Genomic DNA, 14,302 nt, shown 5'->3' on the forward strand with positions numbered 1-14,302 from the left:
GTCATGGACAGGCCCGTGCCGCACACCCGGCACGGGCCTTTTGCGTTTTTTTTACAACTTGGGAATTTCGGAACAATAAGTAGCCCGTTGCGCCGGGAGAAAATGGCCGGACCAGCGTCATCTCCGCGCACTTAGCCAGCAAAGGATACTTCAGCACCACGCAAGAATCCTGCATCATCCAGACGGAGTTTCCAGCAACCATTGCATCATGGACCATAGAGGATATGGCCGTTCGCACTGCCAGATGAATACTCATAATTGAACGATTTTTGTCCATAGCATACAAAACATCCCATCGTTAAAACATCGAGACACTCCTCCGAAAAAACTCAACTCTGTACTTTCCGTCCGAGAAACAGGCAAGAAGCCATCAACGCATGGTACGAAACAGGAAAGAAACAAGATTGTTCAACATTGCACAATAGCACCAATGTTGCACAAAGAGTTGTCATCGAGCCAGAGATTCAGTTAAGATATAAGGATGGCATGTCCTGAGGCCGGAGCGGAGCGCACATTGATCGCCCCTCCGGCATGGGGCCTTTGGTCGTTTGGCCCGTTTCCCGGGGTTCCCCGCCGGGCCTTTGTTATTGAAACCAAGGAATTCAGATCATGAAAATGAGCATACGTCTCAAAGTGCTGCTCCCCGTGCTGGGGACTGTGCTGCTGCTCGGCGGCGCCAGTCTGTACCTGCTGCGCACGGACCTGGGGCTGCTGCGGGAAAACTTCGTCAGGAGCATGGTGCACGAGAAAGAGGCCGAGCTGGCCCACTCCATCGCCTCCGCATCCAGCCGGGCCAAGCAGATGGCCTCGCTGTTTTCCAGCACCCCGGAGGTGCTTCGCGCCTTCAGCATGGCCCAGGAAGGGAACATCAACGACGAAAACGACCCCTCGGTCCAGGAGGCGCGCACCTTTCTGCGCGCGGCGATGGGGCCGGTCAATGTCGGACATGCGGCGGCCATGTCGGGAGAACTGCTCCAGCTCCACTTCCACCTTCCCAACGCCCGCAGCCTGTTGCGCGCCTGGCGCAAACAGCAGACTCAGCGCGACGGCGTATGGATGGATGTCTCCGACGACCTGAGGTCTTTCCGGCAGACCGTGCTTGATGTCAACCGCACCGGCCAGCCCGTGGAAGGCATAGAACTCGGCCGGGGCGGTTTCGCCATCCGGGGCCTGACGCCGGTACGCGATGAGACCGGCAAACAGCTGGGATCGGTGGAGGTGCTGCTCGACTTTGACCCCATCCTGGCCAATGCGGCCGAGGGTGAGGGCAGACAGCTCCTGCTCTACATGAATGCCGACCGACTCAACATCGCTCGTGGACTCAACGACCCGGTCAAGTATCCGGTGACAGACGGCCGATTCGTCCTTGTCTCCAACTCCGGCGACCCGAAGGTGGCGGACATGGTGCCCACCGACCTCCTGGACCAGGGCACACGCGAAATCGGAATGCGTATTCTGGATTCCATGGCCCTGTCCGCCTTCCCGGTGCGCGACTACAACGGCAACCAGATCGGCCTCATCGTCTACGCCATGGACACTTCAGACACTGCGGCCATCATCAGCTCGGCAGGCATGACCATCGGCTCGCTGCTCCTGGCCATCCTCATCCTGCCCGCCCTGGTCACATGGCTGTTCATCAGCCGCAGTGTCATCCGGCCCGTGCAGGCCGTCATCGGCAAGATCCGCGACATCGCCGAGGACCGGGCCGATCTCGACGAACGGCTGGACGACTCGGCCAATGACGAGATGGGCGACCTCGCACGCTGGTTCAACGTGCTCATGAGCAAGCTGGGCGACATCCTCACCGAGGTAAGAACCTACATGTACATCGTCAACGCCGTCCCCGATCCCATATTCACCGTGGACGACAACATGCGGATCATCGTGGGCAACGAGGCCACGGCGCGTTTTGGCGGTCGAAAGCTCGAAAACCTCAAGGGCACTCCCTGTCGCGATATCTTCAACACCGCCATTTGCGGCACCGATGACTGCCCCATCCATCAATGTCGGCAGCGCGATGGACACTACGAGGGCAATGTCATCCATATCATGAAAGATGGCAAGGAGGTCGCCATCAAGCCCACCTCTGACGTGCTGCGCGATCCTTCGGGCAAGATCATCGGCCGCATGGAGGTAGCCCGCAACGTCACCGAGCTGGTGGAAAAGGAGCGCGGCATCCAGGCCAACCTGGAGCGTATCAGCGAGGTCAACGACCGCATCACCCACGTTGCCGTGTCCATCGCCGAAACCTCCTCCACCCTGCTCGACCAGGTCACCGAGGCATCCGAGGGGGCCGAGGTGCAAAAATCCCGCGCCATGGAAACGGCCACGGCCATGGAACAGATGAACGCCACGGTCATCGAGGTGGCTTCCAACGCGGCCAATGCCGCCAGTCAGGCCGATGAGACACGCGGCCGGGCCGACATAGGCGCAGACGTGGTCAAGCGCGCCGTGGAGGCCATGGGCGAAGTCCGCACCCGCTCCCTTGCGCTGCGGGAAAACATGGACAGCCTGGGTAGCAAGGCCGACGGCATCGGCAAGGTTCTCGGCGTGATCACCGACATCGCGGACCAGACCAACCTGCTGGCCCTCAACGCCGCCATCGAGGCGGCCAGAGCGGGCGAGGCCGGACGCGGCTTTGCCGTTGTGGCCGACGAGGTGCGCAAACTGGCCGAAAAGACCATGACCGCCACCAAGGAAGTGGACGAGGCCATCCAGGCCATCCAGCAGGGAACCCGGGAAAATGTCGAGGCTGTCGGCGAGTCCGAATCTGCGGTGGAGAGAGCCACCCAGCTTGTCAACGAATCCGGCGCGGCGCTCGAGGCAATCCGCTCATTGGTGGACAGCAGCGCGGACCAGGTGCGGGCCATCGCCACCGCGGCCGAGGAACAATCGGCAACCAGCGACGAAATCAGCAACTCCGTCAGCGAGGTCAGCCGCGTGGCCGAAAGCACGGCCCACGGCATGGAGCGCGCCCGGGACGAAGTCCGGCGCATGGCCGGACTGGCAGAAGAGCTGCGGACCATATCATCGCAATAGTCACACCTCCTCCTCCACACCCCCCCCCGAAACGCCGGGCGCAACCGTATGCGCCCGGCGTTTCACCTTCTGCCACTGCGCCGGATGACCGGAGCCATTGAAAAAGATACGGAAAATCATGCGGCGCATATGGCATAGCGAGGCGGAATCGGCTATCCTTGAATTTCCAAATCAAACCTGGAGCTTTTGCGGACCCGAGCATGCTGGCATTTCTCGACAAAATCCCCATGGCCACCCCAAGGGTGCGGCGCGTGGCCTTCGGGCTGCTCTGCGCCCTGCTCGCCTACGTTCTGGCCGGGTTCCTGCTGCTCCCGGCCATCATCAAATCCACCGTGGTCAGCCAGGGCGCTGCAGCCTTGGGGCGGCCCATCCACCTCGGCGAAATCGCCTTCAACCCCCTGACCCTGCGCCTGACCCTGCGGGAATTCCGGGTGGATGCACATCCGAACGCCCCAGACGACGAAGAACCGCTGCTCTCCTTTGACGAAATGAGCGCGAGGGCGGACCTGGCGTCCCTTTGGCACATGGCTCCGGTCATCAATGACCTCACCCTGCGCGAGCTTGCCGTAAGCGTCACCCGCTACGATGACGGTCGCTACTCCATCTCGGACCTGCTCCACGCTGACAGTGAAACGGATACGGCACGGGGCCGGGAAGAAGCCCCTTTTCCCTTTGCCCTCTATGGATTCGAGATGAGCAACGCCACCATCGTTTTCGACGACCAGCCACGCAACAAACGCCACGTCATCTCCGAAATCAATCTGAACATTCCCTTCACTTCCAGCTTCGAGGCCCTGCGCGGCGAATTTACCCAGCCCAGTTGCTCGGCCGTCGTCAATGGCGACCCGGTCACTCTGGAAGGGCGCACCCTCCCCTTTCACGACTCCCTGCACACCGAATTCCACCTGGGCGCGGTCGATGTGGACCTCAGCGAATACTGGCCCTACGCTCCGGCGGACACTCCCCTATCCCTTGTCCATGGACGCTTTTCTTCGGACCTTTCCCTCAACTTCGAACGACCTGACGCCCGGCGCATCAACCTCTTCATCAGCGGCGGAGGCAACCTGACCGATCTTGAGATCGCCTCGCCCCAGGACGGCAAGGTTCTCTCAGCCCGGCAGATATCCTTTAGGCTGGAACGATTTTCACCATCCGACATGCGCCTCGCTCTCTCGGAACTCAGCGTGGACAATCCGGCTCTCAGGGTCATACGCCGCGACGACGGCAGCATCAATTGGGAGCAGTATTTCCCTGCCCAGGAAAACAAGGAGGAGGACTCCCGGGGCAGCGCTCAAGACAAGGCCATCCAGGCCGTCATTCGCAGCTTGACAGTGACATCGGGCAGCGTGGAGTGGATCGACCGGGCAATACCCGGCGGTTTCTCGTGCGCCATGGCCGACCTGTCCGTCACGGCCCGGGATGTAAACACCGGGACAACCCCCGTGCCATTCGCCGCAACCTCGACCATCACCCCCGCGACCCAAGACGGTGCCAAAGCCCCTGCCACCATCACCGCCAACGGCCAACTCGTGGTCTCCCCCCTGTCGGCCTCGGCAACCGTTACCGCCGCAGGAATCGCACTGGCCGACTATGCCCCCTATTACGCCCAGGCTCTGCCCCTGGTTGTGGAAAGCGCGACACTGGGTGCAAGCGGCACCGTGACCTTTGAAGACAAGCAATCCCCAAGCCTGTCCCTGCGAAACGGAGCCCTCACCCTGACGGATCTGCGGCTGCGCATACCGGACAGCGAAACCCCCACTGTATCCGCCCAGAGGCTGACTGTGGACGGGGTCTCCCTGAGCAGCGACGAGGGGGCCGTGGTCATAGCCGAAATCCTGCTGCAAGGACCGCATGTGTGGCTGCGCATGGAGGAACCCGGCCGGGTGGACCTTGTGGACCTTTTCGCCCGGCATGACCGGGCAGCCCCCGGACCGGAGCCAGCCCCGCAGAAGGGTCTGACCTCGGCGGCCGAGCCGGACTGGACCGCCAGGGTGGACAGCCTGCGCCTGAGCCGGGGGAACATCACCTTGGTGGACACGACAACGGCTCCTGCGTCAGGGCGAGCAACCTCGTTCTCCCTGTCCGACATGGACCTTGAAGCCCGGAACATTTCCACTCGCCACCACACCCCAAACGACAGCGAATCCATGCCGTTGACCTGCGACCTCAAGGCCGTCTGGGGCGGCGGCGGAACCATCGGGCTGAAAGCCGAAGGTTTCCTCGCCCCCCTTTCCGCCAGCGGAGCCGTCACCCTGTCCAATGTCGGGCTCATTCCCGTCAACCCCCTTCTTTCGCAATTCGCCGATGTGGCCCTGACCCGCGGCGCGGCCACGTCTTCCATGGCCGTCGGCCTTGAAGAGGGTCGTCTGACTCTGCGTGGCAACCTCTCCGTAACCGATGCCTCCCTCGCGGAACTCTCGCCCACCAGCGCCCAGAGCACCGAGCTTGTCGGCTTTGACGCCCTTGGCCTGACAGGCATCCTTTTCGAGAGCGAACCCGCCGGGCTCGCCGTGGAGGCCATCCGCCTGACCGGACCGCGAGGCCGTGTGGAGTTTGATGAAAAAGGCCGCGTCAACCTGCTCTCCGCCCTGCGCATCGCCCAGCCAGATCCAGAGGGCGACACCGCGCCCGCCGCAGCACCCGATAACGCAACGGAACCGGAACCAGCCGTTCCCGAACAGGAACCTGGGCAGGACGAACCAGGCTTTCTCCAGACCCTGCGCGTGGGCACCGTGAGCGTGGAGCAGGGGACGGTCCTGTTCCGCGACGCCTCGGTGGCCCCGACCTACTCCACGAAGGTGGAGGACATCCGGCTCACATTGACCGACATCGCCCGGTCCGACGACTCCCGCCCAGAAATGGACATGCGTGCCAGCCTTGGCCAGACGCCTTTGTCCGCCACGGGAATCATCAATCCTGCGGTCGTGCCCCTGTACACCGACATCGCCGTGAGCCTGGGCGGTCTGGAACTCGCGCCCCTCACTCCCTACACCCTCAAATACCTGGGACACCCCGTGGAGCACGGAAGCCTCTACGCAGAGGTGATCTTCAAAACCGAAAACAACATGCTTGAGGCCGACAACTCCTTCCTCGTCAGGCAACTGGTCCTCGGCCCCAAAGACACCCGGCCGGACGTTCCCAACGTGCCGGTCCGCTTCGGCCTCTCGCTGCTTCAGGACGCAAACGGGGATGTGCGGATCGACCTGCCCATCAGAGGCAGGCTGGACGACCCGAACTTCCGTTTGAACGGCATTGTCTTCAAGGCCGTGGCCGGACTGTTCACCCGGGCGCTGACCTCGCCATTTTCCATCATCGGGTCTCTCTTCGGCGGCACCGCGACGAACATGGACAGCCTCGTCTTCGAGCCGGGAAGCAGCGAACTGGGCGCCTCCGCCCTACACAAACTCGACACTGTCGCCACGGCCCTCGAAGCCCGGCCACGTCTCACCCTGGAAGTGGTCGGCGTGACCGACCCGCAAGCCGACCGCAAGGCCCTGACGGACATTCTTCTCAACCAGCGGCTCAAGGAGCGCAAGCTCCGCTCCCTGCCCCCCTCGCAACGGGCATGGACCACGGTCGAGGCCATGACCATCGAACCCGACGAATACGAAGACCTGCTCTATGAGGCGTACAAGGCTGAACCGGACAAGACCGGCACCCGGCCCACCACCTTTTTTGTGGCCGACCGGCAACCGCCCGAGGTGATGCGCAAGTTTCTCAAAGACGCCATTGCCGTGAGCGAGGACGACCTGCACCAACTGGAACGCCGTCGGGCCGAGGCGGTCAGGCTCCATCTCGTGGAGCGCGATCCGGCCCTTGAGCGACGAGTGGCCCTGCCCGACCGTCGCGGCCCACGCACGGCCAGAACGGGTGTGCCACTGCACCGGGCCGACCTGGGGCTGCGGTAGGATTCATTCATGATCCACATCCCTGACCATCCAGCCCCGGCTCGCCGCGCCGCACCCCGCACCAGGGGATCATGGATGGCCAGGACCGTCCTCTGCATGGCGCTAACGCTCTTCCCCGCAGTCGCTGTGGCCGACGGTGCACCACGACCTGTCACCCTCCAGCTCAATTGGTCCCACCAGTTCCAGTTCGCAGGATACTACGCCGCCCTGGAACAGGGCTTCTACCGCGACGAGGGGTTGGCCGTCCGGTTTGCGGAACACCGCCCCGGAATCACCGTCGAGGCAGAGGTTGCCTCGGGCCGTGCGGATTTCGGCGTCAGCTCGGCACAAGCGTTGATCCATTACCAGCAGGGGGCGCCCATCGTGGTCCTGGCCGCAGTGTTCCAGCACGCGGCCAACGTGCTGCTGCTGCGGGCCGACCCGGACTTGCCTCAAGACACCCCGGACCCGACCGACCTTGTCGGCCGACGGGTCATGCTCCCGACCGCGCCGCCGCCCTCCCTCTCCGTCATGCTTGCCCGCCACGGCGTCAGGGCGACGGACATCCTTGTCCAGCAACTCACCGGGAACCTCGACGACCTCATCCATGGCGAGACCGACGCCATGTCCGCCTGCCTGACCAGCCAGCCACATGCCCTGGCCCAAGCGGATGTTCCCCTTCTGACCATGCGCCCGGCAGACCACGGGGTGGATTTCTATGGCGATTGCCTGATCGCCTCACGCCGACTGGCCCGGACCGATCCGCAACTGGTGGACAGCTTCCTGCGGGCGAGCCTGCGGGGTTGGGCCTATGCCATGGACCATCCCGAGGAAATCATCACCCTCGTCCGCGAGCGCTATGCACCGGGCATGAGCCGGGAGGCGCTGCGCCACGAGGCCCGCATCATAGAGGATCTCATCCTGCCGCGACTGGTGGACATCGGCTCCATGAGCCGCTCCAGATGGGAGCGAATGGCCGAGGAATGCCGCACTGCCGGACTCCTCGACCGGGTCTGCCCTCTGGACGACTTCTTCCACACACCGGCTCATCAGCGATCCGGCTGGCCGGATCAAGGACACCCCCATCTGATGGGAACCGGAATCCTGGTCGCGGCGGGTTTCCTGCTCCTGGCGCTGTGGGTCCGCAGCCGACATCGCCGCATCCTGGCAAAGTCCCGCCAACTCGAACGCAACCGCGAGAGTCTGCGCCAGGTCATCGACCTGCTCCCCAACATGGTCTATGCCAAGGACCGCGAAGGACGGTTCCTGCTCGCCAACAGGGCCATGGCCGACGCCTTGGGCGCCAGCGTGGACGAGCTGACCGGCATCCCGGAATCAGAGGCGCATCCAGACCTTGAACAGGCCCGGCGCAGACTGGCCGAGGACAGGATGGTCTTTGACTCAGGCCACCCCGTCGTCACCCTCGAAGAACCCTTCCGCCACCGCGACGGCAGCCTCCACTGGCTCCAGACCACCCGGCTGCCCTACCTCCCGGCCGATACGGGAGAACCCGCCGTTCTCGGACTGGCCGTGGACATCACCCAACGCAAACTGGCCGAGGAAGCGCTGCGCAAAAGCGAAGAACGCTTTCGGGCCATTTTCAACCAGACCTTCCAGTTCACGGCCATTCTCTCCCCTGACGGCACGGTGATTCAGGTCAACGACAGATCGCTTGAGCAACTCGGCAGACACCGCGAAGAGATGGTGGGCAAGCCCTTCTGGCTGGCCCACTGGTTCGAACCCGGCTCCGGTACCCTGAACTGGATCAAGGACGCCGTGCTCAGGGCCGCCCGAGGCGAGGTGGTCCGACGCGAGGCAGCGGCCATCCGCGCCGACGGCGAACCCATGGTCATGGACTTCTCCCTCAAGCCCGTGCGCGGCGATGACGGCACTGTCATCCTCCTGATCCCCGAAGGGCGCGACATTACCCTGCTCAAGCGGACCGAGGCCCAACTACGCGGTCTCAATGAGGAACTGGAACGGCGCGTGGCGGAGCGTACCCGCAACCTCGAACAGGCCAAGGCCGATCTGGAACGCTCGCTGGACGAATTGAACCGGACGCAGGAGGAACTGATCCTCTCGGAAAAACTGGCCGCTCTGGGCGGACTGGTTGCCGGAGTGGCCCACGAGATCAACACGCCGCTGGGCATCGGGGTCACGGCCAGCTCCTTTTTGGCAGACAGAGTCGCCGAGCTTGATGCAGCGTTTACCGCGGGCTCCCTCAAAAAATCCGACCTGAAACGATTTCTGGCCGACGCCAGGGACTCCTCGGCCAGCATCCAGGCCAATCTCGGCCGGGCGGCCGGTTTGATAAGCAGCTTCAAGCAGGTGGCGGCCGACCAGTCCTCCGAGCTGCCGCGCCTGTTCAACCTGCACAACTACGTGGACGAAGTGCTCTTGAGCCTTGGGCCGCGCTACCGGGGCAGCGCCCACACGGTGGAAAACCTTTGCCAGGATGTGGAACTGTACAGCTACCCCGGAGCCCTGGTGCAGATCATCGCCAACCTGCTGGACAACTCGCTGACCCACGCCTTTGCCCCTGGCGAGGCGGGACACATCCGCATCCACGGCCGGGCCGAGGACGGCAATATCCTCTTCACCTTTTCCGATGACGGTGTCGGCATTCCCGAACCCATCAGGGACAAGATATTCGAACCCTTTGTCACCACCCGACGGGGCAGCGGCGGCACCGGACTCGGGCTGCATATCGTCTTCAACATCGTCAACAAGGTGCTTGGCGGCACCATTCGCCTGTCCACAGGACCGGGAAAGGGCACCGCCTTCACCGTATCCATCCCCAGAGAACACGTCACGGAAACGGATAAACCGGAGAGGGAAGCATGACCGACACCGGAAACGACGAACTGCGCTTTGCCGCTGAGACCGACAAGAACCAGGCCGCGGACATGGACAGAAACTGGAAGCTGCTCGTGGTGGATGACGACGAGTTCGTGCATCGCGTCACGGCCATGGTTCTCAGGGGATACCTCTTCGAGGGCACCGGCCTGACCATCCTCTCTGCCTACTCGGCGGCCGAGGCCAAGCGGATGCTTGAGGAGCATACGGACATCGCGGTCATGCTCCTTGATGTGGTCATGGAAAGCCCCCATGCCGGGCTGGAGCTGGCCGATTGGACCCGCAACGAGCTGAGGAACAAGCTGGTCCGCATCATTCTGCGGACCGGGCAGCCCGGCGAAGCCCCCGAGCAGGAGGTGATCTTCAGGTACGACATCAACGACTACAAGGAAAAAGCCGAACTGACATCCCAAAAGCTCTACACCGCCATCACCACTGCCATCCGCAGCTACCGCGACATGCGTTCCATCGAGCGCAGCCGCAAGGGACTGGCCCGCATCCTGTCGGCCTCGCCCGACCTCTTCAGGGCGCAATCCCTGGGCGAGTTCGCTTCGGGCGTACTCATCCAGCTCGCCGCCACCGTCTGCCAGGGCGACGACACCCTCATGGCCCGGGCTTCGGGCGTGGCTGCGGCCAAGCGCGACGGCCAGTTCCGCGTCATCGCCTCCACAGGGAGGTTCGAGGCGGCACGGGGCCACGACGTGGCTGAAACCGGCGACCGCGAGGTCATCGCCTGCATCGAACGGGCGGCCGCCATAAAACGCAGCTTCTTCCACGACGACGAATTCATCGGCTACTTCCGCACCCCCACCGGCTCGGAGAACATCATTTATCTCCAGGGCACCCGGCCCATCACAGAGGAAGACCGCTCGCTCATCGAAATCTTCTCCGCCAACATCTCGGCCGCCTTTGACAACATCGACCAGAATACCGCCATGATCGATACCCAACGCGAGCTGCTCTTCAGCCTGGGCGAGGCGGTGGAGACGCGCTCGGCCGAAACGGTCAACCATGTCCGCAGGGTGGCGGAATACGCCCGGCTGCTGGCGGTCAAGGCGGGAATGAGGGAGGATCAGGCCGAGAGCCTCGGACTGGCGGCCACCATGCACGACGTGGGCAAGATCGGCATCCCCGACGCCGTGCTGCTCAAGGCGGGGCCGCTCTCGGAATCGGAACTGGCCATGGTCAGGGAGCATCCGGCCATCGGACACGGAATTCTCAAGGATTCCGGCAGCCCGGTCATGAGGCTGGCCGCCGCAGTGGCCCTGCAACACCACGAAAGGTGGGACGGCCTGGGCTACCCCCAGGGGCTCAAAGGCGAGGCCATAGACCTTGTCGGCCGCATTGTCATGCTGGTGGACGTGTTCGACGCCCTGGGATGCGACCGTCCCCACAGAAGGGCTTGGCCCGTATCCGACATCCTCGCCTTCATCCGCGAGCACAGGGGCAGCATGTTCGACCCTGCCCTGACGGACTTGTTCCTGAAATACCGCGACGAGTTCCTGACCATCAGGGACCAATGGACGCCGGGCAGATGATCAGCGCCGAACCGAGCAGATGCCCTCATTGCCGAGCAGGAATCTGACCACATCCTCCAGCGGGATCGGTTTGCTGTAATAAAAGCCCTGCACCGTGGCGCAGCCGAAGGAGGCGAGCAGATCAAGCTGCTCCCGAGTCTCCACCCCCTCGGCAACCACGTCGATGCCCATGGTACGGGCCATGAGCACCACGGTCTCAACGATCTTGGCGTCGTTCTCGTCCTCGGTGATGTCGCGGACAAAGGAGCTGTCGATCTTCAGCGCACTGATGGGGAAGGTCTTGAGATAGTAAAGGGACGAATATCCTGTGCCGAAATCGTCGATGGAGACGGAAATGCCATGCTCCACCAGCTGGTCGAGCTTGGCCACCGAGGAATGCACATCGGTCATCAGGGTGGACTCGGTGATCTCGAGCTCCAGACGTGATGCGGGCAGACCGCCGCGCTCGAGGTTGGCCATGACCCTTTCCACCAGATCGTCCTGGCCGAACTGGATCGGGGACAGGTTGACCGCCACGGTCAGGGCCGAGCAGCCCACCCCTTCGAGCACCTGCATCGCCTTGCACGAGGCGTCGAGCACGAATTCGCCCAGAGGCACGATCAGCCCGGTTTCCTCAGCCAGGGGGATGAAGTCGCCCGGGCTGACCACGGTTCCATCGGGTTTGACCCAGCGGACCAACGCCTCAAGCCCGGAGACCCTGCCCGTGTCCAAATCCACCTTGGGCTGAAAGTAGACGGTGAACTCGCGTTCCTTCAAGGCACGGCGCAGGTCGTTCTCAAGCTGCATGCGCTGCGAAATGCGTTCGTTCATCTCCTCGGTGAAGAGGAAAAAGCCGTTGCGCCCCCTGGCCTTTGACTGAGACATGGCGATATCCGCGTTCTTGACCAGTTCGGCCGGGTCGCCACCGTCGTCCGGGTACAGGGCCACACCGATGCTTGCGCTGACGTACAGCTCGTGCCCGTCAATGGCAAAGGGCTCGTCAAAGGTTCGCAAGAGCCGCTCGGCCAATGCCATCACCTCACGCTCCTCGTGGATGTTGGCGACCACCACGAGGAACTCGTCCCCGCCTTGCCTGGCCACAGTATCCTCGGTGCCGCGCAAGGTCCCGAGCCGTTCGGCCACGGCCTTGAGCAGGGCATCGCCCCGTGCATGGCCCAGAGAATCGTTGATCTTCTTGAAGTTGTCGAGATCGATGAAAAAGACGGCAACCCTTGTTCCGGTGCGCCCGGCCTGGGAGATGACCATCTTGAGCCGATCAAGCACCAGCATGCGGTTGGGCAAGCCGGTCAGCGAGTCGTGATACGCCTGATGCTCGATCTGCCGCTCCCTCTGCTTGAGATCCGAAATATCGTGGAACACGGCCACATAGTTGGCGGGCTGGCCCGCATCGTCACGAATGGAGCTGATGCTCAATATCTCGGGGTAGGGCTCCCCGTTTTTGCGACGATTCCATATCTCGCCGTGCCACGAACCCTTGGCCTTGAGGCTCTTCCACATTTCGCCGTAAAATTCCGGATCATGCTGATCCGACTTGAGCACTCGGGGATTCTTGCCGATGACCTCCTCGGAGGTGAACCCGGTAATGGTAGTGAAGGCAGGGTTGACGGCCAGGATGACCCCGGACATGTCCGTGATGGATATGCCCTCCAGGGCGTTCTCAAAGACCTTCTCGAAAAGGCGCAACCGCCGTTCGGCCCGGATGCGCTCGTCTATCTCCCCGCGCAGTTCGTCGCGAGAGTCTTCGAGCCGGGCCATGTAGCGGTTGAAGTGACAAGCCATCGCGCCAAGCTCGCCCCGGGCGTTTTCGTCGGCGCGCACCGACGCATCGCCTCCGTCGGCATCGCGCATGCGGTCCATGAGCGAGATGATGGGCCGGGAAATGGAGAGCCCCAGAAAGTAGCCCAACGGCAGGGCCAGCAGCAGAGTCAGAAAAACTGCGGTGAGAATGATGGTGCCCAGTGTTCGCAGCGGGGCGTACACCTCATCGAGATAACTCGACGAGACCACGATCCAGCCCAGCTCCGGCAGCGTACGGAAAAGCATCAGCTTGTCACGCGGAGTTTCCTCGCCCGGATCGAGCCAGGAGTAAGTCAGTTCGCCGTTGCCGATGCGTCGGATATCCTGGAACAGGGTGTGTCCCGAGGCGTCGACCATGTTGGTCACATTGCCCCTGAGCCAGGGGTGATAGATGATGGTGCCATCGTATCCGAGGATGAGCGGATAGCCGGAATCCCCGGCCCTGATCGCCCTGACCCCGTCGCTAAAGTCCGCCACATCGACCAGGGAGGCGAACTCACCCCGGTAGGCCGACACCGACACGATCCATCCCCACGGCTCGAAGAACTCCATGTGCATGGCCTTGGGTCTGGCCCGCACCTCGCCAGGATTGGCCCATTCGTACTCCATGTATCCCCGAAGCCGCCGCGTCTGCTCCTCGCCGATCCACTCGCCGCCATAGTCCCGTCCCACAAGCGAATCGTCGGGGTGGATCACCACCACGCCCCTGGCGTCCATGACAAAGACATACCCCGACTCGCCGACGGACTGACTAAGCAGGATCGAACGCGCTCTGGCCTGGGCCTCCGGCAAGGTGGTGGAGCCGTTGCGGACCTCTGCCGCCAACTCGGCCAGGATGCTCCAATTGGCCTCGGCAATGGCACGCAGCCGATTGCGGACCGAAACCTCTGAGGAAGTCTGGACCATGGCCCGCACGGCCTCGGTGGAACTCTCAAGCTCGCGGTGGATACTCTCCAGCAGGGTGGTACGCATCACCGAGTAGACCGCGCTGCCGAAGACGGCCATGGACAGGACAAAGAACAGGGAAAAGTACCCCATCAACCGATATTTTATTCCAATTTTTCTCAAGGCGTTCGGCACGGCGATTATATCCTGCGAATTCGTTCTGACAATCCATCCCCGCGCAATGGCTCCGCGCTGGAAGGGTCAGAATAAATCGGATCGGCGCACTTTGGAAGCCCATTA

The 14,302-nt window shown here is 62.8% G+C and carries 6 protein-coding genes; 4 read left to right on the forward strand and 2 right to left on the reverse strand.

Annotated features, from left to right (window positions below; genetic code table 11):
* Position 1: 1 nt before the first annotated feature.
* Entirely contained in the window at positions 2-256 is a 255-nt protein-coding gene (locus GKC30_RS13515; protein WP_155935499.1) for a hypothetical protein, read from the reverse strand.
* 359 nt (positions 257-615) lie between these two features.
* Between GKC30_RS13515 and GKC30_RS13520 the strand changes: the two genes are divergently transcribed.
* The 4 genes from GKC30_RS13520 to GKC30_RS13535 all read left to right on the forward strand — a co-directional run bounded on the left by GKC30_RS13520 (position 616) and on the right by GKC30_RS13535 (position 11,320).
* The gene (locus tag GKC30_RS13520; protein ID WP_155935500.1) at positions 616-3,039 is read left to right on the forward strand and encodes a methyl-accepting chemotaxis protein; all 2,424 of its coding nucleotides are present in this window, start codon (positions 616-618) and stop codon (positions 3,037-3,039) included.
* Positions 3,040-3,239: 200 nt separating this feature from the next.
* Entirely contained in the window at positions 3,240-6,947 is a 3,708-nt protein-coding gene (locus GKC30_RS13525; RefSeq protein WP_155935501.1) for a DUF748 domain-containing protein, read from the forward strand.
* Positions 6,948-7,022: 75 nt separating this feature from the next.
* On the forward strand, positions 7,023-9,770 hold the full coding sequence (locus tag GKC30_RS13530; protein ID WP_155935525.1) for an ABC transporter substrate-binding protein: 2,748 nt from the start codon (positions 7,023-7,025) through the stop codon (positions 9,768-9,770).
* Positions 9,767-11,320 (forward strand): response regulator, encoded by a 1,554-nt coding sequence (locus GKC30_RS13535; RefSeq protein WP_155935502.1) that lies wholly within the window; start codon positions 9,767-9,769, stop codon positions 11,318-11,320. Before GKC30_RS13530 ends, GKC30_RS13535 begins: the two co-directional genes overlap by 4 nt.
* Here the strand turns inward: GKC30_RS13535 and GKC30_RS13540 are convergent, their stop codons facing one another.
* Positions 11,321-14,155: a bifunctional diguanylate cyclase/phosphodiesterase gene (locus GKC30_RS13540; protein ID WP_155935503.1), complete on the reverse strand. Its 2,835-nt coding sequence runs from the start codon at positions 14,153-14,155 to the stop codon at positions 11,321-11,323.
* Positions 14,156-14,302: the final 147 nt, after the last annotated feature.

The organism is Pseudodesulfovibrio alkaliphilus, assembly GCF_009729555.1.
Lineage (GTDB): Bacteria > Desulfobacterota > Desulfovibrionia > Desulfovibrionales > Desulfovibrionaceae > Pseudodesulfovibrio > Pseudodesulfovibrio alkaliphilus.

What these genes read in the sequence shown, in the direction of transcription:
- GKC30_RS13515 (WP_155935499.1), bottom strand. Translation starts at nt 256, where the DNA reads ATGAGTATTCATCTGGCAGTGCGAACGGCCATATCCTCTATGGTCCAT.
- GKC30_RS13520 (WP_155935500.1), top strand. Translation starts at nt 616, where the DNA reads ATGAGCATACGTCTCAAAGTGCTGCTCCCCGTGCTGGGGACTGTGCTG.
- GKC30_RS13525 (WP_155935501.1), top strand. Translation starts at nt 3,240, where the DNA reads ATGCTGGCATTTCTCGACAAAATCCCCATGGCCACCCCAAGGGTGCGG.
- GKC30_RS13530 (WP_155935525.1), top strand. Translation starts at nt 7,023, where the DNA reads ATGGCCAGGACCGTCCTCTGCATGGCGCTAACGCTCTTCCCCGCAGTC.
- GKC30_RS13535 (WP_155935502.1), top strand. Translation starts at nt 9,767, where the DNA reads ATGACCGACACCGGAAACGACGAACTGCGCTTTGCCGCTGAGACCGAC.
- GKC30_RS13540 (WP_155935503.1), bottom strand. Translation starts at nt 14,155, where the DNA reads ATGGGGTACTTTTCCCTGTTCTTTGTCCTGTCCATGGCCGTCTTCGGC.